At 66.8% G+C, this 26,244-nt stretch carries 24 protein-coding genes and 1 pseudogene; 16 read left to right on the forward strand and 9 right to left on the reverse strand.

Annotated features, from left to right (window positions below; translation table 11 throughout):
* Positions 1-1,922, forward strand: a 1,922-nt coding sequence (locus tag HMPREF3115_RS08420; RefSeq protein WP_070554075.1) for a mechanosensitive ion channel domain-containing protein, incomplete at its 5' end; no start/stop codon positions are given.
* 43 nt (positions 1,923-1,965) lie between these two features.
* On the opposite strand, the gene HMPREF3115_RS08425 is transcribed toward HMPREF3115_RS08420, so the two are convergent.
* A complete protein-coding gene (locus HMPREF3115_RS08425) occupies positions 1,966-2,796 on the reverse strand; it encodes a CerR family C-terminal domain-containing protein (RefSeq protein WP_006404071.1) in 831 nt (276 codons plus the stop codon).
* 91 nt (positions 2,797-2,887) lie between these two features.
* On the opposite strand from HMPREF3115_RS08425, the gene HMPREF3115_RS08430 reads away from it, so the two are divergent.
* The 4 genes and pseudogenes from HMPREF3115_RS08430 to HMPREF3115_RS08445 form a co-directional block, all read left to right on the forward strand.
* Positions 2,888-4,006: an HlyD family secretion protein gene (locus tag HMPREF3115_RS08430; protein ID WP_053298820.1), complete on the forward strand. Its 1,119-nt coding sequence runs from the start codon at positions 2,888-2,890 to the stop codon at positions 4,004-4,006.
* Entirely contained in the window at positions 3,999-5,588 is a 1,590-nt protein-coding gene (locus HMPREF3115_RS08435; protein WP_006404073.1) for an MDR family MFS transporter, read from the forward strand. The genes HMPREF3115_RS08430 and HMPREF3115_RS08435 overlap by 8 nt, the downstream gene beginning before the upstream one ends.
* Positions 5,589-5,595: 7 nt before the next feature.
* On the forward strand, positions 5,596-7,080 hold the full coding sequence (locus HMPREF3115_RS08440) for an efflux transporter outer membrane subunit (protein ID WP_070554076.1): 1,485 nt from the start codon (positions 5,596-5,598) through the stop codon (positions 7,078-7,080).
* A gap of 350 nt (positions 7,081-7,430) precedes the next feature.
* Positions 7,431-7,745 (forward strand): annotated as a pseudogene (locus HMPREF3115_RS08445) (hypothetical protein); the annotation flags it as partial.
* A 258-nt stretch (positions 7,746-8,003) separates the two neighbouring features.
* Here HMPREF3115_RS08445 and HMPREF3115_RS08450 read toward each other — a convergent pair.
* Complete coding sequence (locus tag HMPREF3115_RS08450) at positions 8,004-9,218, reverse strand: chromate transporter (protein ID WP_070554081.1); 1,215 nt, start codon at positions 9,216-9,218, stop codon at positions 8,004-8,006.
* A 13-nt stretch (positions 9,219-9,231) separates the two neighbouring features.
* Positions 9,232-10,203, reverse strand: coding sequence for a chromate resistance protein ChrB domain-containing protein (locus HMPREF3115_RS08455; RefSeq protein WP_070554135.1), 972 nt, complete (start codon positions 10,201-10,203; stop codon positions 9,232-9,234).
* A 180-nt stretch (positions 10,204-10,383) separates the two neighbouring features.
* Here HMPREF3115_RS08455 and HMPREF3115_RS08460 point away from each other — a divergent pair, with 180 nt between their 5' ends.
* Entirely contained in the window at positions 10,384-10,683 is a 300-nt protein-coding gene (locus HMPREF3115_RS08460) for a hypothetical protein (protein WP_035946240.1), read from the forward strand.
* Between the two features lie 13 nt (positions 10,684-10,696).
* Here HMPREF3115_RS08460 and HMPREF3115_RS08465 read toward each other — a convergent pair whose 3' ends face one another.
* From HMPREF3115_RS08465 to HMPREF3115_RS08480, 4 genes are all read right to left on the reverse strand, one after another.
* Positions 10,697-10,909, reverse strand: a complete 213-nt coding sequence (locus HMPREF3115_RS08465; protein ID WP_070554082.1) for a hypothetical protein — start codon at positions 10,907-10,909, stop codon at positions 10,697-10,699.
* A 190-nt stretch (positions 10,910-11,099) separates the two neighbouring features.
* Positions 11,100-11,285, reverse strand: a complete 186-nt coding sequence (locus HMPREF3115_RS32295) for a hypothetical protein (RefSeq protein WP_227747551.1) — start codon at positions 11,283-11,285, stop codon at positions 11,100-11,102.
* Positions 11,286-11,484: 199 nt separating this feature from the next.
* Positions 11,485-11,724 (reverse strand): hypothetical protein, encoded by a 240-nt coding sequence (locus HMPREF3115_RS08475; protein WP_006404087.1) that lies wholly within the window; start codon positions 11,722-11,724, stop codon positions 11,485-11,487.
* 163 nt (positions 11,725-11,887) lie between these two features.
* Positions 11,888-12,619, reverse strand: coding sequence for a TetR/AcrR family transcriptional regulator (locus tag HMPREF3115_RS08480; protein WP_083302169.1), 732 nt, complete (start codon positions 12,617-12,619; stop codon positions 11,888-11,890).
* Positions 12,620-12,952: 333 nt separating this feature from the next.
* On the opposite strand from HMPREF3115_RS08480, the gene HMPREF3115_RS08485 reads away from it, so the two are divergent.
* The 9 genes from HMPREF3115_RS08485 (at position 12,953) to HMPREF3115_RS08520 (ending at position 22,237) form a co-directional block, all read left to right on the forward strand.
* Positions 12,953-13,612 (forward strand): O-methyltransferase, encoded by a 660-nt coding sequence (locus HMPREF3115_RS08485; RefSeq protein ID WP_070554084.1) that lies wholly within the window; start codon positions 12,953-12,955, stop codon positions 13,610-13,612.
* Positions 13,613-13,697: 85 nt separating this feature from the next.
* On the forward strand, positions 13,698-14,867 hold the full coding sequence (locus HMPREF3115_RS08490; RefSeq protein WP_006404093.1) for a zinc-dependent alcohol dehydrogenase: 1,170 nt from the start codon (positions 13,698-13,700) through the stop codon (positions 14,865-14,867).
* Between the two features lie 15 nt (positions 14,868-14,882).
* Positions 14,883-15,119 carry a hypothetical protein gene (locus HMPREF3115_RS28825; protein ID WP_083302170.1) on the forward strand — a complete coding sequence of 79 codons (237 nt, stop codon included), beginning with the start codon at positions 14,883-14,885 and terminating at the stop codon, positions 15,117-15,119.
* Positions 15,120-15,124: 5 nt separating this feature from the next.
* The gene (locus HMPREF3115_RS08495) at positions 15,125-16,555 is read left to right on the forward strand and encodes a cryptochrome/photolyase family protein (RefSeq protein ID WP_070554085.1); all 1,431 of its coding nucleotides are present in this window, start codon (positions 15,125-15,127) and stop codon (positions 16,553-16,555) included.
* Between the two features lie 239 nt (positions 16,556-16,794).
* Entirely contained in the window at positions 16,795-17,043 is a 249-nt protein-coding gene (locus tag HMPREF3115_RS08500; protein WP_070554086.1) for a hypothetical protein, read from the forward strand.
* 631 nt (positions 17,044-17,674) lie between these two features.
* The gene (locus HMPREF3115_RS08505) at positions 17,675-18,148 is read left to right on the forward strand and encodes a Csu type fimbrial protein (RefSeq protein WP_083302172.1); all 474 of its coding nucleotides are present in this window, start codon (positions 17,675-17,677) and stop codon (positions 18,146-18,148) included.
* 15 nt (positions 18,149-18,163) lie between these two features.
* Positions 18,164-18,886: a fimbrial biogenesis chaperone gene (locus HMPREF3115_RS08510; protein ID WP_070554090.1), complete on the forward strand. Its 723-nt coding sequence runs from the start codon at positions 18,164-18,166 to the stop codon at positions 18,884-18,886.
* A gap of 106 nt (positions 18,887-18,992) precedes the next feature.
* Positions 18,993-21,278, forward strand: a complete 2,286-nt coding sequence (locus tag HMPREF3115_RS08515; RefSeq protein WP_227747552.1) for a fimbria/pilus outer membrane usher protein — start codon at positions 18,993-18,995, stop codon at positions 21,276-21,278.
* Positions 21,275-22,237, forward strand: coding sequence for a Csu type fimbrial protein (locus HMPREF3115_RS08520; RefSeq protein ID WP_070554093.1), 963 nt, complete (start codon positions 21,275-21,277; stop codon positions 22,235-22,237). Before HMPREF3115_RS08515 ends, HMPREF3115_RS08520 begins: the two co-directional genes overlap by 4 nt.
* A gap of 25 nt (positions 22,238-22,262) precedes the next feature.
* On the opposite strand, the gene HMPREF3115_RS08525 is transcribed toward HMPREF3115_RS08520, so the two are convergent.
* Entirely contained in the window at positions 22,263-22,556 is a 294-nt protein-coding gene (locus HMPREF3115_RS08525; protein WP_070554096.1) for a hypothetical protein, read from the reverse strand.
* A gap of 259 nt (positions 22,557-22,815) precedes the next feature.
* On the opposite strand from HMPREF3115_RS08525, the gene HMPREF3115_RS08530 reads away from it, so the two are divergent.
* A complete protein-coding gene (locus tag HMPREF3115_RS08530) occupies positions 22,816-24,294 on the forward strand; it encodes a sensor domain-containing diguanylate cyclase (RefSeq protein ID WP_070554098.1) in 1,479 nt (492 codons plus the stop codon).
* A gap of 195 nt (positions 24,295-24,489) precedes the next feature.
* On the opposite strand, the gene HMPREF3115_RS08535 is transcribed toward HMPREF3115_RS08530, so the two are convergent.
* Positions 24,490-26,070, reverse strand: coding sequence for a hybrid sensor histidine kinase/response regulator (locus HMPREF3115_RS08535; RefSeq protein ID WP_070554099.1), 1,581 nt, complete (start codon positions 26,068-26,070; stop codon positions 24,490-24,492).
* Between the last annotated feature and the right edge of the window lie 174 nt (positions 26,071-26,244).

The following is a 26,244-nucleotide window of genomic DNA, read 5'->3' on the forward strand; positions in this document are numbered from 1 at the left end:
CGCGCGAGACTGCGTCGGACGACGATGCGCGCGCCGACGACGCAGCGCCGCCGCGCGACACGCCGCCACCCGATGCAGCGGACGCCGCACCGTCGTCGTCACGCGGGCGCGGCCACGCGCGCCGTCACACCACGCTGCTGCACCGGATGCCGCGCGCGATCGTAAGTCTCTTGCTGCGCTCGGTGCCGCTGCTCGTGTTCGTCGGCATCGCCGGGCTGATGATGTCGTTCGTCACCGACGACGGCACGCCGGTCGAGGCCGCGCTCGGCGCGCTGATCGATATCTACGCGATCGGCCGGCTCGTGACGATCGTGAGCCGCCTGTTCTTCCAGCCCGACGCGCATCAGCTGCGGCTGCTGCACATCAGCGACGCGTGGGCCGCCTTCGCGCAGCGCTCGATCGCACGGATCGTGATCGTCGTCGGCGCCTGCACGGCCGCGGTCGAGATCGCCGCGAACCTCGGCCTCACCGAAGCCGGTCACGTCGCGCTGCAGAAGGCGGTCGCGCTCGTCGCGCACGTGATGATCTCGGTGCTGATCCTGCAGTGCCGTCGCCCCGTTGCGGCGCGCATCCGCGCGATCGCGAGCGACCGGCCGACGCTCGCGGCCGTCTGCAATGCGCTCGCCGACGCGTGGGCGCCCGTCGCGGTATTCATCGTGATGGCGCTGTGGTTCGTGTGGGCGCTCGACGTCCATAACGGCTATCGCGTGCTGATCGCGCTCGGCGGCCGCTCGATCGCGGTGCTGATCGGCATGCGGATGGTGTCGATCGTCGTGTTCGGCGCGCTCGCGCGGCTGTTCCACGAACGCGACGACGATCGCACGCTCGTCCATCTGCATGCGTACCGCTACTACCCGCTGCTGCGCCGCATTGTGTCGGCCGTCATCGCCATCGTGACGGTTGCGCTGCTGCTGCAAGTGTGGGGCGTGCCGGTATTCCGCGCGTTCGAGAGCGGCACGATCGGCCATCGGCTCGCGTCGGCGCTCGCGACGATCGCGATCGCGGCCGCGGTCGCGCTCGTCATCTGGGAGGCGGCGAACATCGCGATCGAGCGGCGGCTGCAGCGCTGGACGCGAGAGGGCAACCTCGTGCGCGCCGCGCGGCTGCGCACGCTGCTGCCCATGCTGCGCACGCTGCTGTTCGTGATGATCGCGCTCGTCGTCGTGCTGACGGGCCTCAGCGAGATCGGCGTCAACGTCGGGCCGCTGCTCGCCGGCGCGAGCATCTTCGGCGTCGCGCTCGGCTTCGGCTCGCAAAAGCTCGTGCAGGACTTCATCACCGGCATCTTTCTGCTGATGGAGAACGCGATGCAGGTCGGCGACTGGGTGACGCTCGCCGGCGTGTCAGGCACGGTCGAATACCTGTCGATTCGCACGGTGCGGCTGCGCGGCGGCGACGGGTCGCTCTATACGATTCCGTTCAGCTCGGTCACGACGGTGAACAACACGAATCGCGGGCTCGGCAACGCGGCCGTCAAGGTCAGCATCGCGTACGGCGAGGACATCGACCGCGCGGTCGCGACGCTGAAGGAAATCGGCGCCGCGCTGCGCGACGATCCGCAGTATCGCGACGGCATTCTGTCGGACTTCAGCTACTGGGGCGTCGATCAGGTCGACGGTGCGGCGATCGCGCTGGCCGGGCAGATGCAGTGCCGAGATTCCGCGCGCTGGGGCGTGCAGCGCGAATTCAACCGCCGCATCGCGCAGCTGTTCCGCGAACGCGGGATCCGCATTGCCGATCCGCAGCGCAGCCTCGTCGCGTATGCAGCAGGCTCGCGGCGTGAAGATGAAGGCGATGGCGATGGCGGCGTCGATCGGCAACGCAGCGATGAAAACGGCGGCGGCGAACGCGCCGCGCCCGACGGCGCGACCGGACAGCCGCCGGTCGATTCGTCGACGTCGGCGCCGAAGCCGGCGCAATAGCGCGGCCCGCTAGTGCGCCGGCCGCGCGCCGGCGCAGCGCGCGTTACGTCGCGTCAGGCTTCTTCGCGCGCCGCGCACGCGTCGGGGCACGTGGCGCGTCGGCTGCGGCCGGCGCGGCGGCGTCATGCTTTCCCGTACGCTTCGCCGGCGTGCGCGTACGCCGGTCGTTCGCGCCGCGCTGCGCATGCCACTGCTGCAGCAGCAAACGCGTCTGGTCGGCCACCGTCTCGCCGAGCAGCGCCGCACGCGGCGCATCGAACGACTCCCACCCAAGCAGTTGCAGCGCCGAGCGCTGCGCGACATGGAACACCGTCAGCTGGCCGAACAGGCTCAGTGCGCGCAGGCGCGTCACGGGATCGTCGACGGGCCGTCCCGAAATCCGCGCGATCAGTTCGGTCGTCACGTCGTGCAGCGGCTTGCGCATGCGCTTCAGCAAGATCTCGCTCGCGCTCGCCGGCTCCTGACCGCTTTGTTCGCGCGCGAAGAACATCCGCTGGTTCAGCGTCTTGGGCACCGTGAACATCCGTTGCGCCAGCACGGTCAGGATGTCGACGAACGCGTCGATCAGCGTGTCGGCGTCCGCATCGGCGTCGAGCGCCGCGCGCGCCTGCGCGACGGCGGGCCCGAACACCGCCCAGCCGAGTTCGGCGATCGATTCCACGCACGCGCGGTACACGCCTTCCTTGTTCTCGAAGTAGTACTGCAGCGCGGGCGCGTTCACGCCGGCCTTCGCGGCGATGTCCCGCGTCGATGCGCCCGCGAATCCGCGCTCGCCGAACAGTTCGATCGCTGCCTCGATGATCCGCTGACGCGTTTCGTCGCCGCGCGCATACCCGCCGGTCGACGTACGCCGCAGCTTCTTCGCTTCGCTCATGCCTTCCTCGTCACTCGATCGAACGACATTCTACTTGACACATTTTTATCAACTGGAATAATTCTTCCGCTCGGAATAAATTGGATCCTACATGTCGACGCCGCAAGACCCGCCACAGAAAGCAGATCGTCAGGAAAACGGAACAACGCCGCGCAACGGCGTCTCGAAGCGGCGCATCCTGCTCGCGATCGCCGTGCTCGCGGCAATCGGCGGCGCCGTATGGTTCGCCCGCTGGTGGACCGTCGGCCGCTTCATCGAAAGCACGAACGACGCCTATCTGCAGGCGGACAGCATGACCGCCGCACCGAAAGTCGCCGGCTACGTGACCGACGTATACGTGCGCGACAACCAGCCGGTGAAGGCCGGCGATCCGCTCGTGCGGCTCGACGTCCGCCCTTACCAGGTCGCGCTCGATCAGGCGAACGCAACCGTCGATGCGCGCCGCGCCGACATCGCGCGCGCCGAGGCCGAGATCAGCCAGCAGCGCGCGAATCTCGAACAGGCGCAAGCGCAGGCGAAGGTCTCGCAGATCAACGCACGGCATGCGAGCGACGAATACGCGCGCTATGCGCCGCTCGCGGCGACCGGTGCGGAAACGCGCGAGCGCGTCGCCGAACTGAAGAGCACGCGCGACCAGGCGCTCGCGACGCTCGCCGCCAACGACGCCGCGATCGCCGCCGCGCGCACGCAGATCGCGTCGTTCGGCGCGCAGCTGCAGCAGGCGCGCGCGCAGCTCGAGGCCGCGCAGGCGAGCGCCGCGCAGTCGCGGCTCGACCTCGACAACACGACCGTGCGCGCAACGCTCGACGGGCGCGTCGGCGACCGTACGGTACGCGTCGGCCAGTACGTGCAGCCCGGCACGCGGCTGCTGACGGTCGTGCCGGTCGATGCGATCTACCTCGTCGCGAACTTCAAGGAAACGCAGATCGGCCGCATGCGTGTCGGCCAGCCGGTCGAACTGCACGTCGATGCGCTGCCGGACGATACGCTGTCGGGCGTCGTCGACAGCTTCGCGCCGGGCACCGGCGCGCAGTTCGCGCTGCTGCCGCCGGAGAACGCGACCGGCAACTTCACGAAGATCGTGCAGCGCGTGCCGGTGCGCATCCGCATCGCACCGGACGAGCGCGCGCGGCACATGCTGCTGCCGGGGCTATCGGTGACGGTCGACGTCGACACGCGCTCGGCGCGCAACGAGAACCGTCATGGCTGAGCCGACTGCCACCGTGCCGCCCGCGCCGCCGCATGAAGGCCGCGCGAGCGTGACCGACTGGATCGCCGTCGCGGCCGGCGCGCTCGGTGCGTTGATGGCGACGCTCGACATCTCGATCACGAACTCCGCGCTGCCGCAGATCCAGGGCGAAATCGGCGCGACGGGCACCGAGGGCACGTGGATCTCGACCGGCTACCTGATGTCCGAGATCGTGATGATCCCGCTCGCCGCGTGGCTCACGCGCGTATTCGGGCTGCGTAACTTCCTGCTCGTGAATTCCGCGCTGTTCATCGCGTTCTCGATGATGTGCGGCTGGTCGCATTCGCTCGCGATGATGATCGTCGGCCGGATCGGCCAGGGCTTCACCGGCGGCGCGTTGATCCCGACGGCGCAGACGATCATCCGCACGCGGCTGCCGCTGTCGCAACTGCCGGTCGGGATGACGCTGTTCGGCCTGATCGTGCTGCTCGGCCCGCTGTTCGGCCCCGTGCTCGGAGGCTGGCTCGCGGAGAACGTGAGCTGGAGCTGGTGCTTCTTTCTGAATCTGCCGGTATGCCTGCTGCTGATGGCGCTGCTCGTATTCGGGCTGCCGTCGGACCGGCCTCAGTGGAGCACGTTCTTCAACGCGGACTGGCTCGGCATCGCGGGCCTCGCGATCGGGTTGAGCTCGCTGACGGTCGTGCTCGAGGAAGGCCAGCGCGAACGCTGGTTCGAATCGCAGATGATCGTCACGCTGAGCTACGTGTCGCTCGCGGGGATGATCCTGATCGCGCTGTCGCAGCGTTTCGCGAAGCGGCCGATCATGCGGCTGTCGCTGATGCGCAATCCGCGCTACGCGAGCGTGATCGTGATCGTGTCGGCGGTCGGCGCGGGGCTGTACGGCGTCTCGTATCTGCTACCGCAGTTCCTTGCGATCGTCGCCGGCTACAACGCGGAACAGGCCGGCTCGATCATGCTGCTGTCGGGGCTGCCCGCCTTTCTCGTGATGCCGATCCTGCCGCGGCTGCTCGGCAAGGTCGACTTCCGCATCCTCGTAATCTCCGGGCTGCTGCTGTTCTGTCTGAGCTGCATGCTCGACATCGATCTGACCGCGCAGAGCGTCGGCCACGATTTCGTCTGGTCGCAGCTGATTCGCGGCGTCGCGCAGATGCTCGCGATGATGCCGCTGAACCAGGCGTCGATGGCGGCCGTCGCGCGCGAGGACTCGGGCGACGCGGCGGGCCTCTACAACATGGCGCGCAATCTCGGCGGCTCGATCGGGCTCGCGATCATCGGCACCGTGATCGACCGGCGCACGACGTTCCATACGGCCGCGCTGCGCGAGTCGATCACCGCCAACGCGTCGATCGGGCAGGAGCGATTGTCGGCGTACGCAGCGAACTGGTTCGCGCAGACCGGCGACCTCGCCTATTCGAAAATGCGCGCGCTCGGCCAACTCGCGCAGCAGATCCAGATACAGGCCGTCGTGATGACCTATTCCGAAACCTTCTACCTGCTGGGACTCGCGCTGCTCGCCTGCGTGCCGCTCGCGCTGCTGCTGAAGACGCCGCGCACGCCGCAGCCGATGTCGTCCGGCCACTGAACCCGCGATGAAGCCTCTCTTCCCGCCCCGCCGCCCTGCGCTCGCGCTGTGTGCGGCCGCGTGCCTGCTGGCCGGCTGCACGGTCGGCCCCGACTACCGCGGTGCGCCCGCCGCGCCCGACACGCCGACCTTCGTCCGCGCGCCGGCAACCGGCATCGACGCGGGCACGCCCGTGCCGAGCGCATGGTGGCATGCGCTGCACGATCGTCGGCTCGACGCGCTGATCGCCGCCGCGCTCGCGCACAATCCGGATCTGCATGCCGCACAGGCGAGATTGCGCGCCGCGCGCGCGCAGCTCGCGCAGCAGCGCGCGGCCGAACTGCCGAAGGCGTCCGCCACGGTCGCGGCGATCCGCATGCGCGAGCCCGACGTCAGTACAGTCGGCGCGCTGTTGCCGTCGAACGGATCGGGCCAGTCGGGCAGCGCACCGGCGACGCTCGGCACGGGCCCGCTGCAGCTCTATTCGGCCGGCTTCGACGCGACCTGGGAAATCGATCTGTTCGGCGGCACGCGGCGCGCGATCGAGGCGGCGTCCGCGCAGGCCGACGCGGTCGACGCGGATCTGGCCGACACGCAGGTGTCGATCGCGGCCGAAGTCGCAACCGCGTACGTCGATCTGCGCGACCGCCAGCAGCGTCTCGCGCTGTCGCGCCGCACCGCCGAACTGCAGCAGCAGATGCTCCAGCTCACGCAGCAGCGCCGTGCGCGCGGTGTCGCGGCCGACGCAGAAATCGAGCGGCTCACCACGCAGGTCGAGAACACACGCGCGTCGCTGATTCCGCTCGATGCGCAGGTCACCGAATCGCTCGACCGCCTCGCGATCCTGACCGGCCGTGAGCCGGGCGCACTCGATGCCGAGCTGTCGACCGAGGCAGCATCGTTGCCGACGCTGCCCGCGTCGGTGCCGGTCGGCGATCCGGCCGCGCTGCTCAAGCGCCGCCCGGACATTCGCGCGGCCGAGCGGCGGCTCGCGTCGAGCAACGCGCAGATCGGCGAGCATGTCGCCGACTACTTTCCCAAGGTGACGCTGCTCGGCGATCTCGGCTTCAGCGCGACCGATCCCGCCCATCTGTTCCGCAAGCAGAATGCGTCGTGGATCGGCGCGCCGTATCTGCAGTGGAACATTCTCGATTTCGGCCGCACGCGCGGCGCCGTGCGTGCGGCCGAAGCGGCGCGCGACGAAGCCGATGCAAACTATCGGAAGGCCGTGCTCGGCGCGCTGCAGGACGCGAATACCGCGCTGCAGCGCTACGGGCACCAGCGCGACCATGTCGTCGCACTGACCAAGGTGCAGGCATCGGCCACGCATTCGGCGACGCTGATGACCGAGCGCTATCGCGCGGGCGTCGCGTCGATGATCGATCTGCTCGATACGCAGCGCGAATCGCTCGCGGCGCAGCAGAACGTGATCGCGGCGCAGGCGGAGCTGATCAAGGACTACGTGTCGGTGCAGAAAAGTCTCGGGCTCGGCTGGGAGGCGGGCGACGCGTAGCGCATCGGTCGCGCGCGTCGCATGCCGTCGCGGCTGGACCGGCGACGACACGGCCGCACGGATTCGGCACGATGCGGTTCCTTCAGCGTGAGCACGACGAGCATTCCGACGAACAACGACGACATCCACGCGTTTCTGCTCGCGGTCGAACAGCAAGCATCACGGAGGCCCGCGCCGGCTCGACCTGTCGAAATCGGTGATCAGCAAACGGATCAGCGATCTCGAACGCCTGCTCGACGTGCAGTTGCCGATGCGCTCGACCCGCAACGTCGTTCCGACCGAAGCCGGCCAGATCTTCTACGACGCTGCGTCGGAATCGATGCGCCGCCTGCTCGAAGTCGCGGAAGACGTCGACGATGGGCGCCGTCAGCGGAACGGCCACGCCGAGCGCCAACGCGTTCGTGCGTGCGCTCCAGACGATCGATGCGAACGCATACGAAATCACGTCGATCAACGCAAACCAGGATACCGGCGCGTACTCACTGTCGGTGCCGACCGCGGCGCCCGTCGTCGGCACCTACACGGGTTCGCTGCCGGTCGCGCTTGCCGCCGCACCGACCGCCGCCGCGCGATATACGATCGAAGCGGACGCGGAGTCCGGCGCGACGCAGTCGGCGAACGTCGATGCGACGACGAATCCATCGAACGTCAACTTTTCTTTCTGACGACTCTGCCTCATTGTCGGAAGGGCCGCGCGGCCCTTCCGATCCTAACCGGAGAACGAAGTGAAAAAACAGATCATCGCGCTGCTTGCCGCAGCGACCGTGGCAGGCCTGCTCGCCGGCTGCGTCGCATATGTGCCGGGGCCGCCCGTTGTCGTTGCGCCGCAAGGCGGCCCGGGGAACGGTTTCTGTCCGCCGGGACAGGCAAAGAAAGGCAATTGCTGAACGCTCGAAGGCCCGCATGCCGCGGGCCTTCTGCTTTCACGGGTGAAGCAGCGGATAGACGACAAGTCCGACGACCGCTGCGCCCGCAACGATCGCCGGCTCGGGCAGCTTGCGGAAGCCGACCAGCAGCGCAACCGTCGCGAGCGCAAGCAGTACGGTCGGCACATCGTAGATCGACCGGCGCGCAAGCACGATCACCGCGCCCGTAATCGCACCGACCGCCGCGGCCGTCACGCCGTCGACGAACGCGAGGATCGACGGCAGCTTCCCGTACTTCTTGAAGTAAGGCGCGGGCAGGATCGTGAACAGGTAGCACGGCAGGAATGTGGCGGCCGCCGCGACACAGGCGCCCGGCAGTCCCGCGACGAGATAGCCGATGAAGCCGACCGTGATCACGACGGGCCCCGGCGTGATCATCGCGACGGCGACCGCGTCGACGAATTGCCGCTCGCTGAGCCAGTGATGGTCGGTCACGACACCGCCATACAGAAACGGGACGATCGCGAGCCCGGAACCGAACACGAACGCCCCTGCTTTCGCGAAGAACGCGCCCAGCTGCATCAGCAGCGGCCAGCCGACCATCGCGGTCGCGCCGGCGGCGCCCGGTAGCACGGCGGCCGACACGATGCCCGCGGAGCGGTCGCGGAACCACCGCGGCGGCGCGCGCCGCAGCCACACGACGACGCCCGCCGCGACGAACAGCCATGCCGCCTCCGATTCGGTCACGACCGTCACCGCGGCCGTGATCAGATAGATCGCCCAGAGCAGCACGTCGCGGCCGACGCATTTGGCCGCGAGCTTGCGCGCACTGACCGCGATGATCCCGACGACAGCCGCGCCGACGCCGTAGAACACGGCATGCATCCACGCAATGCCGCCGAACGTCGCGTACGCCCAGCCGAGCGCGACGACCATCAGGAACGACGGCAGCACGAACGCGAGGCCGACGAGCGTCGCGCCGAGAATGCGGTAATGCACATAGCCGAGGTAGATCGCGAGCTGCGCGGCGAGCGGCCCCGGCGCCAGTTGCGCAAGCGCCAGCCCTTCCTTGTAGTCGGCTTCCGCGAGCCATTGCCGCGTGTCGACGAGGTCGCGCCGCATGTAACCGACGAGCGCGACCGGGCCGCCGAAACCGAACGTGCCGAGCCGCACGAAATAGCCGATCATCTGCGCCAGCGTGTACGCCGGGCGGTCATGGGGGGCCGGAGCCGGCGGCGCGTCGCACGCGTCGATTTTCGGAAACCTGTTCATGGAAGCCTGCCCGTCATGTCGATGAAGCGCGCGTGCCGTGCGCATGGTGCGCATACAGCGAGTCGAGCACCGTACTCATTTCGCGCAGCAGCGCGTCGTCGTCGGGCAGCCGCATGCGCGCGCCGGCGAGAATCGCCTCGAAGCCGCCCGCTTCCGGCGCGGTCGTCCCGCCGACGTCCAGCGCATGCACGAGCGCCGCGATGCGGTTGAGCGCGCGATCGTCGTCGAGTCCGAAGCTCGCGAGCAGCACTTCGAACGACACGAGGCCGCCGACATGCGTAAACGTCGCGCCGTCGAAGTCGAAGCCCAGCGCATCCGCCGGGCAGTCGGCCGGATCGTCCAGCCACAGAAAGCGCGCGTGCGGATCGATGAATCGCTGAATCAGCCATGCGCATGCGACGCGGTCGGCCCACAGACGCCGGCGCGTCGCCCAATGCTGCCCCTGATGGCGCGAACGGTCGCGGCGCGCGATCGCGCCCGCCGCCGGATGCGGTTCACCGGCCGACAGACGGGTTTCGATCGCGGCGGAAAAGTGTCGCCACTGCACATCGGCGGCGCCGGCCGCGTCGTCGGGAAAGAAATCGATCTCGCATATCGCGCGATAGCTGCGCGCATGGCGCCGCTTCAGGCGCGCGAGATCGTCCGCGCCGAGGTTCGCGAGCATGTCGTGCGCGTTCTCGAGTTCGGCGCGCCATGCGGCAAAATCCGCGCGGCGATCGAACAGCGCACGCAACGCGCGATTCTGCTCGGCATCGCGGGCGACGATGTCGAGCAGCCACGACTGTCCGCCTTCGCGGCGCGCATCGTCGGCAAGCGCGCGAAGCTGCGACGCCTGCTCCACATGCGCCGGCAGCAGGTACGCGCCGTCACGCAGCGCGGCGCAACCGATGGCCTTCAACGCGCGCCAGATTCGCATCCGCGCGGTCGCACCGGAGGTCGGCAGGCTGACGATCAGCAGCAGCCACGAATCGAGGGCAACGTTCATGGCCGCAGCATAGTCGCACGTCGCGACCGCTTCAATCGTGTAGAGATCGCTACGTTTTTGCGCCGCGCCGGCCGGCGCGGCGTGCGCATCGGTAGCTTCCCTGATCCGCATCCGGGCACATACCGATATGATGCGCGTACGCATCGCCGGCGCCTCCCTCCACTCGAACGAGGAGCACAGATGACCCGTGCCTACACGTACCGCGGCTACACGATCGATGTCGACTGCGAGTTCAGGCTCGACGAAACGCCGGACGCCGACACGATGGACGACGCGCGATTCGGTTTCGTCGCGGTCGTCCAGGTACGCGCCGTCGACACGCCGTCGCGCGTGCTGGCGCCGATCCGGCTCGCCGACGACGGCGGCCGATTGTTCACGGACAGCCTCGCGGCGCTCCGCGCGGGCCGCCGCGCGGGCGAGATCCTCGTCGACGACTTGCTGATCGGCACGTGCGCCGCCGATAGAGCGGCACGCGGCTGAACTGCCGCGTCGCTCAGTGCTGGCGTTTTCGCCGCAATTCGTGTGTGGAATAGACCGACAGGAAGATGCCGAGCATCGCGACACCGGACGCGACGAAGTCGTTGCCGGCGGCCGCGCCGTGCAGCGCGCGCTGGAACAGGTCGAGACTCAATCCGACACCTGCGAGCAGCAATCCTGCGGCCACACCCAACGCGGCACCCGTAGCTTTCTCGTTTATATTTTTCATACGACATCCATCGGCAAACGTTAGCGGCAGCGCACTCGTGAGCGGCGCACCACCGTGATCGGATCCACTATATCCGCTAACCAATCGGCCGCGGTTAAGTGCTTTTCCCAATAACGGATTGCGAATGGTTGCGGTCGTCATGCACCGCCGCCGCGCGACGACGCAGGTATGGATCGCGTCGCGCGATCCGTCAGACCTCGGACTGCCGCACGCTCGCCGACGGCGCCGGACTGCACGCGCCGTAGCGCGCGACGGCCAGCTCCTCGACGTAGTCGCACGCGGACAGTTCCGAATCGAACGACTGCCCGTTCGCATGCCGGATCGAATCCAGATACGCGACGTCGACCGCACTGCCGACACCCGAACGCGTCGTCACGCGCATGCGTCCGACATAGCCCGCGACTTCTCCGGTTTCGTGTCGAACCGCGATCGCGGTAATGAAGACTCTGTATATCCCGATTGCAAGAATACGTGGCATCCCCGGCCCTCCTCCATCGGAGCGTAGCACGGGCGTTCTACAAGAAAGCTCGGGGGATGTCCTGATTTGCGGCGCAATGCCGTTTGCGTTCGGTCGATCAGCGAGATCGCAGCCGCTCGAGCTGCTCGATCGACGTCGACACGACGTCGACGACGTGCTGGGCGATGTCCTCGTCGGACATTCCCGATTCCACGTACTGCCGGATACTCATCGTTCGCGGACGGTGCGAACGATGATCTTCGTCGACGATGTAAATCTTTGCCGTCGATTCGTCGGGCAGTACGACGACCTGGACAGTTTTACCGCGGACGAGCGCCTGCATGCACAGGGTGGACATATCGGATCTCCGTTTCCGTTGCCGCGTTCTCGAATGACAATGATAGTTTCGGGAAGCAGTTTGACAACCTTCCCGGCCATTCATTATTGATTGGAAACAATAGATCGCAATAGGGGCTTTCTACGGGGCGTGCCTGCGGCCGAACGCTCGACGCATGCGACGCTCAAGCCCGCGGCTTGTGCGTGCGCCGAAGCGCGCGAAGGTAGGCGCACAGCATGTCGGCGAGTTCGTCCGCATAGGCATGGATCTCCGCACGCGTGCGGCGCACGCGCGAAAAACTGCTGCCGACCGAACCGAGCGTCGTCGAAATCAGGTCCGTCGCCAGCGTGCGCGTCGCATCCGGCACGGCCGGCAGCACTTCGGCCATGAACGCATCGATCATCCGGTTGCCTTCGGCCCGCGCGCTGCGCGCCTCGGGACTGTCCCGATAGAGCGGCGCCGCGTCGTTGAGCGCGCTGCGAACCTCCGCCTCGTCGCACTCCGAGCGCAGGAACGCATGCACGAGCGTGCGCAGCCGATCGAACGGCGGCGTACGCGTGTCCTGCAGAATGTCGCCGAGCATCCGCGTCGTCTGCATCCATTCGTCGGCCTGCAGGCGAAACAGGATCGACGCCTTGTTCGGAAAGTACTGATAGACAGAGCCGACGCTGACGCCCGCTTTCTCCGCCACACGCGCGGTGGTGAAACGTGCGGCGCCCTCCTTCGCGAGAACCTGTGCCGCCGCTTGCAGGATCGCGCCGACGAGTTCCGTCGAACGCGCTTGCTGCGGCTGCTTGCGAAAGGCGATTTGCGTGCGTCGGCGTGTGGTCATGATCGTCGTGTGCGTGAGTGCATCGCGCGGGGCGTCGATATCGGACGGTGTGGCGCGTCCGCGAATGCGAATGATTGTTCGCATACTAGCGCGGTATCGGTTTCCTGCTCAATCGTCCGTCAAGCAGACGCCTCGGCGTTGCCCCATCGCGTTTTGCCGGCAACACCGCTCCGGATTTCCTGACCAAAAACCTGAGCCTTCGCCTCTGCTTCACGTCGCGCGCTGCACGCGAACTACGCTGAAACGGCGTATTGCGCGGATTTTTCGCGATCTCAACGCGTGACCCGTCACGCCGCAAATGCGAATCCCAATGCGAATTTCCAATGCGAATGGTTCGTCATATTCTTTGCTCAACGCGAATGATCCTTCGCGTTTTTCTGCCCCGAGCCAACCCCCAACCTTTCACGCAGGACAGTCATGACGACGACTCTCACCACCGCACCGCTCGCTCCGCTGCTCGACAGCCTGTTCGCGCAGGCCCAAGCCGACGGCAGCCATGCCGTACTGAACATTTCGCGGGACGAACGCGAACGCCTGATGCGCAGCAAGACCGAGTATCGCAGCCTCTATGGCCAGCTCAAGGATTTGTGGCTGCCGGTCTCGCGCGAGACCGGCGTGCTGCTGTATCAGCTTGCACGCAGCACGAACGCGCGCCATATCGTCGAATTCGGCACGTCGTTCGGACTCTCGACGCTGTACCTGGCCGCGGCGCTGCGCGACAACGGCGGCGGCAGGCTGATCGGCAGCGAGTTCGAACCGTCGAAGGTCGCGAAGGCGCGCGCGCATCTGGCGGCGGGCGGTGTCGCCGATCTGGTCAATATCCGCGAAGGCGACGCGCTGCAGACGTTGGCCGGCGACCTGCCGGAATCGATCGACCTGCTGCTGCTCGACGGCGCGAAGGCGCTCTACAACGACGTGCTGGATCTCGTCGAAAGTCGATTGCGCGCCGGTGCGCTGATCGTCGCGGACAACGCCGACTACTGCCCGGACTATCTGGCGCGCGTACGCGATCCTCACAACGGCTATCTGTCCGTGCCGTTCGGTGCGGACGTCGAACTGTCGATGCGGTCGGTCTGAAATGCGTCGGGCATCGCCCAGGGAACGATCGTTGCTGAGTGCGCATCCGAGGCGGCGCTTCCGCTCCGCCGTCATTGGAGAAAACATGAGAGCACTGCGCTGGCATGGCAAGCACGACGTGCGCTGCGATACCGTTCCCGACCCGATCATCGAAAGCGGCCGCGATGCGATCGTCAAGGTGTCCGCATGCGCGATCTGCGGATCCGACCTTCACCTGTTCGATGGCCTGATGCCGTCAATGAAGCACGGCGACATTCTCGGCCACGAGTTCATGGGCGAAGTCGTCGAGGTCGGCAAGGACAACGCATCGCTGAAGATCGGCGATCGCGTGGTCGTGCCGTTTACGATTTTCTGCGGCGAATGCGATCAGTGTCGCCGCGGCAATTTCTCGGTTTGCGAACGCACGAATCGCAACCGAAGCGATGCCGATCGCGTGTTCGGCCACACGACGGCCGGGCTGTTCGGGTATTCGCACCTGACCGGCGGCTATCCCGGCGGCCAGGCCGAATACGTGCGCGTGCCGTTTGCGGATCGCACACACATCCGGATACCGGACGGCCTGACCGACGAACAAGTCCTGTTCCTCGGCGATATTCTGCCGACCGGCTGGCAGGCGGCGGTGAATTGCGAGATCGAGCCGACCGACACGGTCGCCGTGTGGGGCGCCGGTCCGGTCGGCCAGATGGCGATCCGCAGCGCGCTGCTGCTGGGCGCCAGGCAAGTGGTGGTAATCGATCGCGTTGCCGAACGGCTCGAGATGGCAAAGCGAAGCGGCGCGATTCCGATTCATTTCGAGCAGGAAAGCGTGCTCGACCGGCTCGGCGAGCTCACGCACGGCAAGGGCCCCGAAAAATGCATCGATGCGGTCGGGATGGAGTCGCATGCGACGCGGTCCGCGGACGCGATCTACGACCGCGTCAAGCAGGCGATGATGCTCGAAACGGACCGGCCGCACGTGCTGCGCGAGATGATCTACGTGTGCCGCCCGGCGGGCATTCTCTCGATACCGGGCGTGTATGCGGGCGTGCTCGACAAGATCCCGTTCGGCGCCGCGATGAACAAGGGACTGACATTCCGCATGGGACAGACGCACGTCAACCGCTGGACCGACGATCTGCTCGAGCGCATACGGTCCGGTCAGTTCGATCCGTCGTTCGTCATCACGCATACCGTCCCGCTCGAGAAAGGGCCGGACATGTACAAGGTGTTTCGCGACAAGCTAGACGGCTGCATCAAGGTGGTCATGAAGCCGTAGGCGCAGTGAACGGCGTTGGCCGCGCGCTCGACGCCGACACCGTGCGGCCGCTTCGATCGTATCGAGCGGCAGACCGGCGCGAACGCATGCCTGCGCCGTGTCGCGCGACGCCCGGTAAACTGCGCGCTCAACCGATACAACAATGTCTCGATCATGGTCCGATCAGAACCTGCTCCGAAAGGGAAAAACGGCATCGTTAGCGAACAGCCGCCGGGCGACAACGCCTCGACGGCAGGCATGATGCGCGGCTGATCCGAATGTCTGTCGCAATCGTACTGTTTCGCCGCGACCTGCGGCTTTCCGATCATCCCGCGTTGTCGGCGGCATGCGCGCGGCACGATGCCGTGCTGCCCGTCTACGTACACACGCCGGATGAGGACGCGATCTGGTCGCCGGGTGCGGCGAGCCGCTGGTGGCTGCACCACAGCCTGACGTCGCTCGATCGAGCACTTCGGCAGCAAGGCGGGCGATTGCTCGTGATGCAGAACGACCCGACGATCGCCGTGCCGGCGCTCGCACGCGCGGTCGGCGCACAGTGCGTGTACTGGACGCGCCGCTACGAGCCGGCTGCCATCGCGTGCGATACGGCGCTGAAAAGCGCGTTGCGCGCGCAAGGCGTCGCCGCGCATAGCTACCCCGGTGCGCTCTGGCAGGAACCCTGGAAAGTCGCGACCGACTCCGGGCAGCCCTATCGCGTCTTCACACCTTTCTGGCGCAAGCTGCGCACGAGCTTGTCCGACTGCCATCCGCTACCGGCAGCACGGCCTCGCCGATGGATGACGACGGACGATTCGACTGCCGTCGAGGCGCTCGGCCTGCTGCCGCGCGTTCGATGGGACGCGGGACTGGCCGAGGCGTGGCGCCCCGGCGAAGCGGGCGCGTGGGAACGTCTGGCGGAGTTCGTCGACGAAGCGCTGGCTGAATACGGCGACGCGCGCGACGCGCCGGCCCGCATGGGTACCTCGCGGCTTTCTGCGCACCTGCATTACGGCGAGATCACGCCGACGCAGATTCTACGAACGCTGCAAGAACGCGCATCGCGGACGACCGACCGCGATCGGCCCGACCTGGAGCCGTTTCTGAGGGAGCTCGGCTGGCGCGAGTTTGCGCATCATCTGCTCTACCATTTCCCGCACACGACCGACGCCAACTTCGATGCACGCTTCGACACCTTTGCGTGGGCGCCCGACGACAATGATGACTTGGCGCGTTGGCAGCAGGGGCGTACCGGCATTCCGCTCGTCGATGCCGGCATGCGGCAGCTTTGGCAGACCGGCTGGATGCACAATCGCGTGAGAATGGTGGTCGCGAGCTTTCTGACCAAGAACCTCCGTCGGCACTGGCGGCACGGCGCGCGATGGTTCTGGGACACGCTCGTCGATGCAGACCTGGCGAACAACACGCTGGGCTGGCAATGGGTGGCCGGCTGCGGGGCCGATGCCGCACCGTACTTCCGCGTATTCAATCCGTATCTGCAAGCCGCCAAGTTCGACCCCGACGCCGCGTATCTCAAGCGCTGGCTCCCGGAGTTGTCGGCGCTGCCGGCCAACGTGCTGCACCAGCCGTGGAAGCATCCGGCCGCGCTGTCAGCCTGCGGCTATCCCGCGTCCATGGTCGACCTTGCCGCTTCGCGACAAGCCGCGCTGGCGGCGTATGCGCGGCTTAAAAGGCCACGCGGCGACGCGTGACGCCGTCGTTGTGGCCGTCGCGCGGGCACTGCGCGGGCAAACCCCGATCGCGAAAATCGCCGCCGGCCCGCGCGGCCGCTGGTAGACTTTGGCAGCCCCGGCCCGGCTCGCCGTTTCTTCGGCTTGCGCTCGCCGTGCGTCACGACTTTTAACATCGCGATACGATCACCGGCGGATAATATCGGCGTCAGTCATCGAGTTGCTGAAGTCTCGTCCGGTCACTATCCGACTTGGTCATCATGGAAAATCGTCTGAGCTATGTTCAGGTCACCACCTGCGCCGAACGGGAGATACAGCACCATCTGATGGCGGCGGCCACGCGTCCGCGCGGCAGTCACGCGGCCGATCTGCATCTCGGCGCGGCCATCGGCGCGTTCGACCTGTGGCGCTGCCTCATGACCGAGCTCGGTGCCGAAGGGTTCGAACAAAGTTACGCGACCGACGCACAACGCCTTCAGGCGTTGCTCGGCTCCGCCTCGTCCTCCTGAACGCGCCCTCGTCGGCGCCGTTTTCGTCGCCGCGCCAAACGATTCGAAGCCGACCCGGCAAACCGTAACGCCCCCGTGCCCGGCGCGTTGTCGCGGCCCGACGCGTTCCCGTGACGCGCGGGAAACGCCAGATCGCGCCGATACTTCGGGTCATAATCGGGCTCGCGAAAATCTATCAAAAGATGACGTTATCGCGCGACATCGGAAACATTTCTTCGATATCGAATCGCGCGGCCGACATCGACAACCGCCCCTGTAACAATTCCCGACCGCCGATTTTCGGGCGATTGTGGATTCCTATGGACGCTTCAAATCGCTCGATTTTGCTTATAACCGCGTCCGGATAATCGGCCGGCGCGTGCGGCACGGCGGGACCGGCCTGCGCTTGCCATTCACACGCACGCAACCGACTGGAAAATTTTACTCAACATCTTTCAGAAAATAAAACCGGCATTGCACAATATACCGAAACGATAATCGACCGACGTAGAAACTTACTCCGGTATTGCGCAACGTGTCGTATTGAACTGATAATTGCCCGGCGACTTCCTTTCGATATTGCCGTTTCGCGTCGGAGCAATGAATGAAAATAACCCGCCATATCGCAGGACTCTGGATACTGTCGGCCGCCATGCTAGGCGGTGCGGCGCATGCGGCGACCTATTCGAACGGCACCGCAACCGCGACCTTCACCGTCACGTTGACGCTGCAGCCGAACTGCACGATCGCGGCGAACCCGCTCAATTTCGGCACGAACGGCGTGCTGGCCACGGCGATCAACCAGCAGACGACACTCAATGTCACCTGTACGAACACGACGCCTTACAACGTCGGGCTCGATGCAGGGACGGTGACGGGTTCGAGCGTCGCGAGTCGCTTGATGGCCGGCACCTCGACCGGCAACACGACGACCACCGTCGCGTTCCAGCTCTATCAGGATGCGGGACGCACGACGATCTGGGGCAATACGCAGGGCACCAACACCGTTGCCGGTACGGGCACCGGCGCCGCCCAAGCGCTTACCGTCTACGGCCAGGTGCCCGCGCAAGCGACGCCGAAGCCGGATACCTACCAGACCACCGTCACGGCGACCGTCTACTTCTGACGGGCTTCGCATCGCATGACCGCATTACGACGAACGCTCGCCGCGCTGCTGCTATGCGCGAACGGCGCAACACATGCTGCGTCGCTGCAGATTTCCCCGGTGACGATCGAGTTCGGCCCGGACGACACGGCAACCGGCATCACGCTGCGCAATCCGGGCGAGCGGCCCGTGTACGGCCAGGTACGCGTCTTCCGCTGGGATCAGACGGACGGGCACGACACGCTGACACCCACGCAGGACTTGATCGCGAGTCCGCCGCTGATCCAGGTCGGCACGCAGGGCGATCAGCTGGTTCGCGTCGTCCGGGCGGCTCGGGCAGCGCCCGATACAGAGCAGAGCTACCGACTGCTGATCGACGAACTTCCGCAGCCCGGCGAGGCGCCGACCAACGGCGTCTCGATTCGTCTGCGCTATTCCATTCCCGTGTTCGTCGAACCGGCCGGCGACGGCGCGCCTCGACTCGACTGGACGCTACTGCGCGACAACGGCGGCTGGGTGCTGCGCGTGCGCAACGCGGGCGGCCGCCGCGCGCAGCTCGCGTCGGTCCGCCTGGTCGCCGCGGACGGCCGCGCCTATCCGTTGACGCAAGGGCTGCTCGGCTATGCGCTCGCCGGCCGAACCGGCCAATGGAGCGTCCCGCTGCCGCCCGGCGTCGCGCTCGGCGGTCGCGTCACGATACGGGCGGCCGTGAATTCGCAGCCGGTCAGCGCCGTCGTCGCGGTGGAGCCGCCGGGCTGATCCGCCGGTGCGCGTCCTGGTTGCGCCTCCTTCGCCGCATGCCGAACCGCCGTCGCGCGCGGCACGGGCAGCGCGGCCACGCTCGCCGCGCGCCACGCTCGCCGCGATGATGGCCGGCGGCCTGCTGGCGTTCGGCGCGGCCCGCGCAGCCGACACGTCCGCGCTCGTCATGGCGGACGACGCGCACGACGTGATCCTCGAGGTCTCGGTGAACGGCGAAAGCACGGCCTTGCTCGCGCATTTCCGCGAACGCGACGGTCATCTGTCGGCGAGCGGTGCGGACCTGCGCACGCTCGGTTTTGCGACCGACCGGCTCGGCATCGCCGATACGGCAACCGTCGATCTCGATACGATCGCCGGGCTCCGCTACCGCTACGACGCGGCACGTCAGACGGTGGATCTGCAGATGCCCGACGCGCTGCGCCGTCCGTACGCGGTAGACAGCCGAGCACTGCCCGCTACCCAGCCGCCCACGGCGTCGCGCGGCATTGCGGTCAACTACGAGGCGTATGCGCAGACCGTCGGCGAACGGCAATTCTCGTTCTATACGGACGTGCGCTACTTCGACGCGAACGGCGTATTCAGCAACACCGGGACCGCGTACTTCTACAACGGCCATCGGCGCTACACGCGCTTCGATACGTCGTGGAGCCGATCGGATCCGGCGCGAGCGAGTACCACGCAGATCGGCGACGCGATCTCCGGATCGCTCGCGTGGACGCGGTCCGTCCGCCTCGGCGGCTTTCAGTGGCGCAGCAACTTCGCACTGCGGCCCGATCTCGTGACGTTTCCGATTCCGTCGCTGTCGGGCTCCGCCGCCGTGCCGTCGGCCGTCGACCTGTACATCAACAACGTGCGGCAGTACACCGGCAACGTGCCGAGCGGCCCGTTCATCATCCACGACGTGCCGGGCATCCTGGGTGCCGGTCAGGCGACCGTCATCACGCGCGACGCGCTCGGACGCACCGTCGAGACATCGGTGCCGCTCTACGTCGATACACGGATGCTCGCCGCAGGGCTGTCGAGCTACTCGTTCGAGGCCGGCTTCCTGCGCCGCAACTACGGACTGCAATCGTTCGACTACGACGCACGCCCCGCGATCAGCGGTTCGGCGCGTCGCGGCCTGAGCGACACGCTCACCGTCGAAGCGCATGCGGAAGCGACCGCGGGCGTCGTCAACGTCGGCGTCGGCGCGCTCGCGCGACTGGGCTACGCCGGCGTCGTCAGCGGCGCGATCGCGGGCAGCGCGGGCCGCTACGCGGGCACCCAGGTCAGCGTCGGCTATCAGTTGATCGAACCGCGTTTCTCGATCAACGCGCAGACGACCCGCGCGTTCCGCCGCTATGGCGATCTGGCATCCCGCGACGGCGCGCCGGTGCCGTCGGCGACCGACCAGGCGACGCTCGCGCTGCCGTTCATGCATCGGCAGACGCTGTCGCTGAGCTATATCGGCTTCCGGTTGCCGCAAGGTCCCAGTGCGCGGATCGGTACGGCGTCCTATACGCTCGGGCTCGGCAATCTCGCATCGGTGACCGTCAGCGCGTACCGCGATTTCGCTCAGCACGGCACGAGCGGCGCATTCGTGTCGCTGAACATCGGGCTCGGCGGCAACACGTCGATCAACACGACGGTCGGCCGTCAGAACGGTCAGTCCAACTACACGGTCGACGCGAGCCGTCCGCCCGACTACGGCGGCGGCTGGGGCTGGGGCGTACAGACGGGCGGCACGGGTGCCGTGCCCTATCGACAGGCCCAGTTGCGCTACCTCGGACACGCCGGCGAAGTGATCGCGGCGGCACAAGGCATCGACCGCCAGAGCGGTGCGTCGGTCGACGTCAACGGTGCGCTCGTGTTCATGGACGGCAGTCTGCAACCGTCGCGCCGCATCGACGACGGCTTCGCGCTCGTGTCGACCGACGGCGTCGCCGGCATCCCGGTGCTGCACGAGAATCGCGTGATCGGCACGACGGACCGCACGGGCCATCTGCTCGTGCCCGATCTAAACGCGTACCAGAACAACCGGATCGCGATCGACGCGATGAAACTGCCGGCCGACGCGCGCATCGACCGCACGTCGATGACGGTGGTCCCGCAGGCGCAATCGGGCGTCGTCGCCCGTTTCGGCGTATCGCGATACCGGGCGGCGTCGGTGATGCTCCGCGACGACACCGGCCATCCGTTGCCGGCCGGCGCGCGCGTGCGCCACGTCGAAAGCGGCGCGAATACGATCGTGGGCTACGACGGTCTCACGTTCATCGACGGACTGAAGGAGGACAACCATCTCGTGATCGACTACGGAAGCCGGCGATGCACGGCGGAATTCACGTTCACGCAGCCCGCCGACGGCACGCTGCCGACCGTCGGCCCGCTTGCCTGCCGCCCGACGCAATGAAGCTTGCGCTGCTGCTCCTCGTCGCGCTCGTCGCCTGGTGCGGCGTCCCGCGTCACGCGCATGCCGAAAGCTGCACGGCCACGGCGTCGGCGGTGAACTTCGGCTCGGTCAGTCCGATCGCTCGGGCAGCGGTGGCCGCGACGGGCACCGTCAACGTCACGTGCACGTGGTCGGCCGTCACGCTGACACCGAACGTACTGGTATGCCTCAACCTTGGCGGGACGAGCCCGCGCAGCCTCGTGAACGGCAGCAACGCGATGCAGTACGACCTTTATCTCGATGCCGCCCATTCCGTCGCATGGGGCTCCATTTACTCGGGTACGACGCCGGCTTCCGTCACGCTCGTCAAACCCGCGCTCGGCACGTCGGCTAGCGCGACCGTCACGGTCTACGGGCAAATCGCCGCCAACCAGCCGACGGTGCCCACCGTCGGCAACAGCACGACGGCCTACTCGCAGACATTCGGCGGCAACACGACGTCGCTGAATGTCGGCTTCTATCTGGCCGGTGCGCCCACGTGTGCGTCGCTGACGTCGCCGAGCGGCTCGTTCCCGTTTACGGCAACGGCGAACGTCGTCAACAACTGCACCATCACGGCGACGAACGTCGCGTTCGGCACGGCCAGCGTGCTGTCGAAGCCGCTCTCCGCGACGGGTTCAATCACCGCGCAATGCACCAACGGCGATGCGTGGAAGATCGCGCTGAACGGCGGCAGCAGCGGCAACGTCGCGGCCAGACAGATGCAACGCAGCGGCGGCGGCGGCAGTATCGGCTATGGGCTGTATACGGATGCCGCGCGTTCGATCGCATGGGGCGACGGTTCGGGCGGCACGTCGACCGTCACGGGCGTCGGCACCGGCAACGCGCAGGCCGTGACCGTGTACGGCGCGGTGCCGGCCCAGACGACGCCGGCCCCCGGCAACTATAGCGACACGATTACGGCGACGATCAGCTTCTAGCGACGGTCGGCCCGCGATGCGGCATTCAGAACGTGACCGTCCATGCGCTTGCGTCGCCGGCACTCGCGGCGCGGCGCGGCACGGCCGGAACGTCCATTGCCGACACGCGGGTGAGCACGAACGGCGTGCCGTGCGTGCACGTCACGCTCGGCATTTCGGCGCCCGCAGCGGTACGGCCGCCCTGTCCGATCGTGCAGGTTTCCGGAATGACGAGACTTACCTTGAGCGGAATCGACGGCTCCGCCGCGCGCGCGAGCGCGCACGCGGCGAATACCGCCATCGCGATCGTTCCGTATCTGAATCGGCCGGCTGCGTTCATGCTTCGGTCCTCCTTCGATCCGTCTGTCTTGCGTATACGCTGAATATCGGTGCGTCCGCCGGAAACTTGAGCGCCGTCGCGCGCCGACGCAGGCGGTCGACGCGGCGACTCGCGCCGCCATGCCGCGGTCATCCCGGGCAGGCAGTCTTCACGTGTTCGGGTCGCTCGTGCTTGCGCAGCACCCGCCCCTTTTTTAGTATGTGGAAAAGCCAATTGAACAATACAGGCGCTCGTGCGCCGCTCTAGAACGAGGAAACGGATGCAACCGCGCTCTTCAGCGCCTCACTATGTCGTCGCCGTGGGCGTGCTGATCGCCTTCGCGCTGATGGGGCTTTGCATACTCCAGCTGTTCCAGAGCCGCGAGGATGCGCTGGACAGGGCACGCGAGACTTCCCGCAATCTCGCGCTCGTCGCCGAACGCGACATCACGCGCAACGTCGAACTCTACAATCTGTCGCTGGAGGCCGTCCTCCAGGGGCTTCGGCGCCCGGACGTGATGGCGGCTTCGCCTGCGCTTCGCCGTGGCGTGCTGTTCGACCACGCGATGACGGCCCAGTATCTCGGTTCGATGCTGGTCCTCGATGCGCAGGGCAATATCGTTCTCGATTCGCAGAGCGACGTGCCGCGCCACGGCAACTTCTCGGATCGCAAGTATTTCACCGTCCACCGCGACCGCGCCGACGTGGGGCTGTACGTCAGCGATCCATTCGCATCGCGGCTGCGCGGCGGCACGCCAAGCATCGTGCTGAGCCGTCGCGTGTCGAACGCGGACGGCTCCTTCGCCGGCGTCGCATTGATCGCGATCAACCTGGAGTATTTCCACAAGCTGTTTGCCGGGCTCGCGCTGGGGCCGCACGGATCGATTTCCCTGATCGGCACGGACGGCATCATGGTCATGCGCCAGCCTTACGAACTGCATACGATCGGGCGGGATATCAGCCAGGCCGCCACGTTCCGGCGCTTCCGAAGCGCGCCCGAAGGATCGTTTCTCGAGAGGTCGTCCATCGACGGCGTTCGCCGCCTGTATTACTTCAAGACATTGCCGAACCTGCCGCTCATCGTGATGGTCGCCGAGGCCGAACAGGACATTTACGCGGCATGGCGTCGTCGCGCGCTCACGATCGGCGCGCTGGTCGCCACGTTCGGCGCTGCCTTCATTGCGCTTTCCGTATTGCTCGGCGCGCAGCTGCGGCGCAGGATGCGAGCCGAATCGGAGCTGATCCTGCTCGCGCGTACCGACGGGCTCACAGGCCTCAACAACCGCCGCAGCTTCGGCGAGGTGCTCGATCGCGAATGGCGCCGTGCACGTCGAGTACGGTCGGTCTTTTCGTTGCTCTTCGTCGACGTCGATCGCTTCAAGGCATACAACGACACGTACGGTCATCAGGCCGGCGACGATGCCCTCGCCGCGGTCGCGCGCTGCATCGGCGAGAACATTCGCCGGCCCGCGGACGTCGCCGCCCGCTATGGCGGCGAAGAGTTCGTCGTCCTGCTGCCCGATACGGCGGAGAACGGCGCCGCGCAGATTGCCGAACGGATTCGAATCGCCATCGACGCACTGGGACTCGAACATGTCGGCAGCGAGTTCGGACGCGTGACCGCGAGCATCGGCCTGGCGAGCTGGAAACCCGAGCAGGACGTCGAACCCGACGCGATCATCAAGGCTGCCGACGAAGCGCTCTATTACGCCAAAGCCACGGGGCGCAACAAGGTCACGCAATTCGAACCGACTGCCTGAGCGACCGGCCGACGACAAGTGCCGCGGCGGCCCGCGGGTATCGGCCAGTTGCGATTTTCGGTCGCCGACGATAGTGCGACGGCCGCTTCGCCGTCCTCGACGAGACCGTCATCGTCACCCGCCTTCCCGGTCGCGAGCGTGCCGATACGGGGCGCCGACACCGACGGCGGCCGATGCATCGCGTATCCCGCGCTTTCAGCGGTGCACGAGCTTTTCGATCGCCGCGACAAGATGCGCCGTATCGATCGGTTTGGTCAGGTACGCGTCGAAGCCGGCCTCCGTCGCCATGCGCATGTCCTCTTCCCGCGCGTGGCCTGTGAGCGCGATCATCGGAATATCGATACCGTCCCGGCGAAGCGTTCTTGCGAAGTCGATTCCGGTCTCTTCAGGCATCGTGAGATCGCACACGATCAGGTCGGGCACACCGCCGCGGATTGCGAGGCGCGCCTCCTCGGCCGAGCTTGCCGTGCGGACCACGGCGCGCTTCAGGCGCAGGATCGTCGCGAGCGCATCGCGCGCATCGGCATCGTCCTCGACCAGCAGTATGTCGCTGCCCTCGATCGACGTGTCGCTCGGCGCGGCGTCGCGCAAGAACCGTTCCCGATGTCCCGCTTGCGCGAGCCGCGGCAACGTCACGGTAAACGTTGCGCCTTTGCCCGGCCCGTCGCTGCACGCCGTGATCTCGCCTCCGTGCATGACCACGATGCTGCGCGCGATGGAAAGACCGAGGCCAAGGCCGCCTGCTTGCGCATGCAATGGATTGCGTATCTGCAGGAACGGTTCGAATATCTGTTCGAGCCGATCGGCAGGTATGCCGGCGCCCGTGTCCGCGATACGGACCTGGACCGTATCCGGACCGACGACGAGCGACGGCATGATTTGTCCTCCGCTCTGCGTATGCTTCAACGCGTTGTCGAGCAGATTGCGAAAGACCTGCTCGAGCCTCGCTGCGTCGCCCGACACGAGGCCGTCGCCCGCACACGGCTCGGCAATCCGCACGCCTTTCGTTTCGGCAATAGGCACGACGTCCTGCAATGCGGCGTTCAGGCATTCGGCGATCGACACGGGCGCCGACTCGATCGCGAACTTGCCCTGCCCCAAGCGGCTCGCGTCCAGCAGGTCGTCGACCAATCGCGTCAGCGCGAGGATATTTCGGCGGATGACGGCGACACCCTCCCGGACGACCGCCGGGTCGTCGGCTGCGTCGCCGAGCATGTCCGCCCATCCGAGGATGGCTGTCGACGGCGCTCTGAGCTCATGCGACACCGCGGCAATGAAGGCATCCTTCGACCCGCTCGCGCTTTGTGCGGCGAATCGCTGGACACGTTCGCTCTCGATCAGCGCGTCGCGCTCGCGCTCCAGCCGCTTTTGCGCCGAAATGTCGATCGTAATGCCGTCGAGCCGGACCGGGCGCCCGTCGGCGCCGACGTGCGCACTTCCCTTGGCCCTGAGCCAGCGGACGTCGCCACGCGCAGAGACCGTTCGATACTCGATATCGAACAAGCCGCCGTGCGTCACGGCGGCGTCGACCGCGGCGCGCACGCTTGCGCGATCGTCCGCGTGCAGGATCCGGTAGAAGGTGTCGATATCGATTTCGTCGTCCGGCGTATCGGGGTCCAGCCAGAAGTGCACCTTGCAGCGCGCATTCCAGAACAGCCGGTCGAGCGGCAACGGGCAATAGAAGGTGCCGAGTTCGGCGGCGTCGACGGCGCGCTCGAGTCTGTCGCGCGCTTGCTCGGCGGATTCCACCGGATGCGGCAATAGGTAGGTCGTCATCTGTTCTCGCTCTCAGGTCCGCAGGCGTGCTCGATCGATTGCCCGATGGCGGGACTTGGCCGTCGTCCCGGGCGCGAGCGCCGGCCGTACGCTAGCCGATTCGAAACTGTCCGGGCGTCACGGTCCGCTTCTTCGCTTACAGAAATGCAACTGCAGGCCAAGGCCTGCAGCGAA

This window comes from Burkholderia sp. HMSC10F09 (genome assembly GCF_001806955.1).
In the GTDB taxonomy this organism is placed as follows: domain Bacteria; phylum Pseudomonadota; class Gammaproteobacteria; order Burkholderiales; family Burkholderiaceae; genus Burkholderia; species Burkholderia multivorans.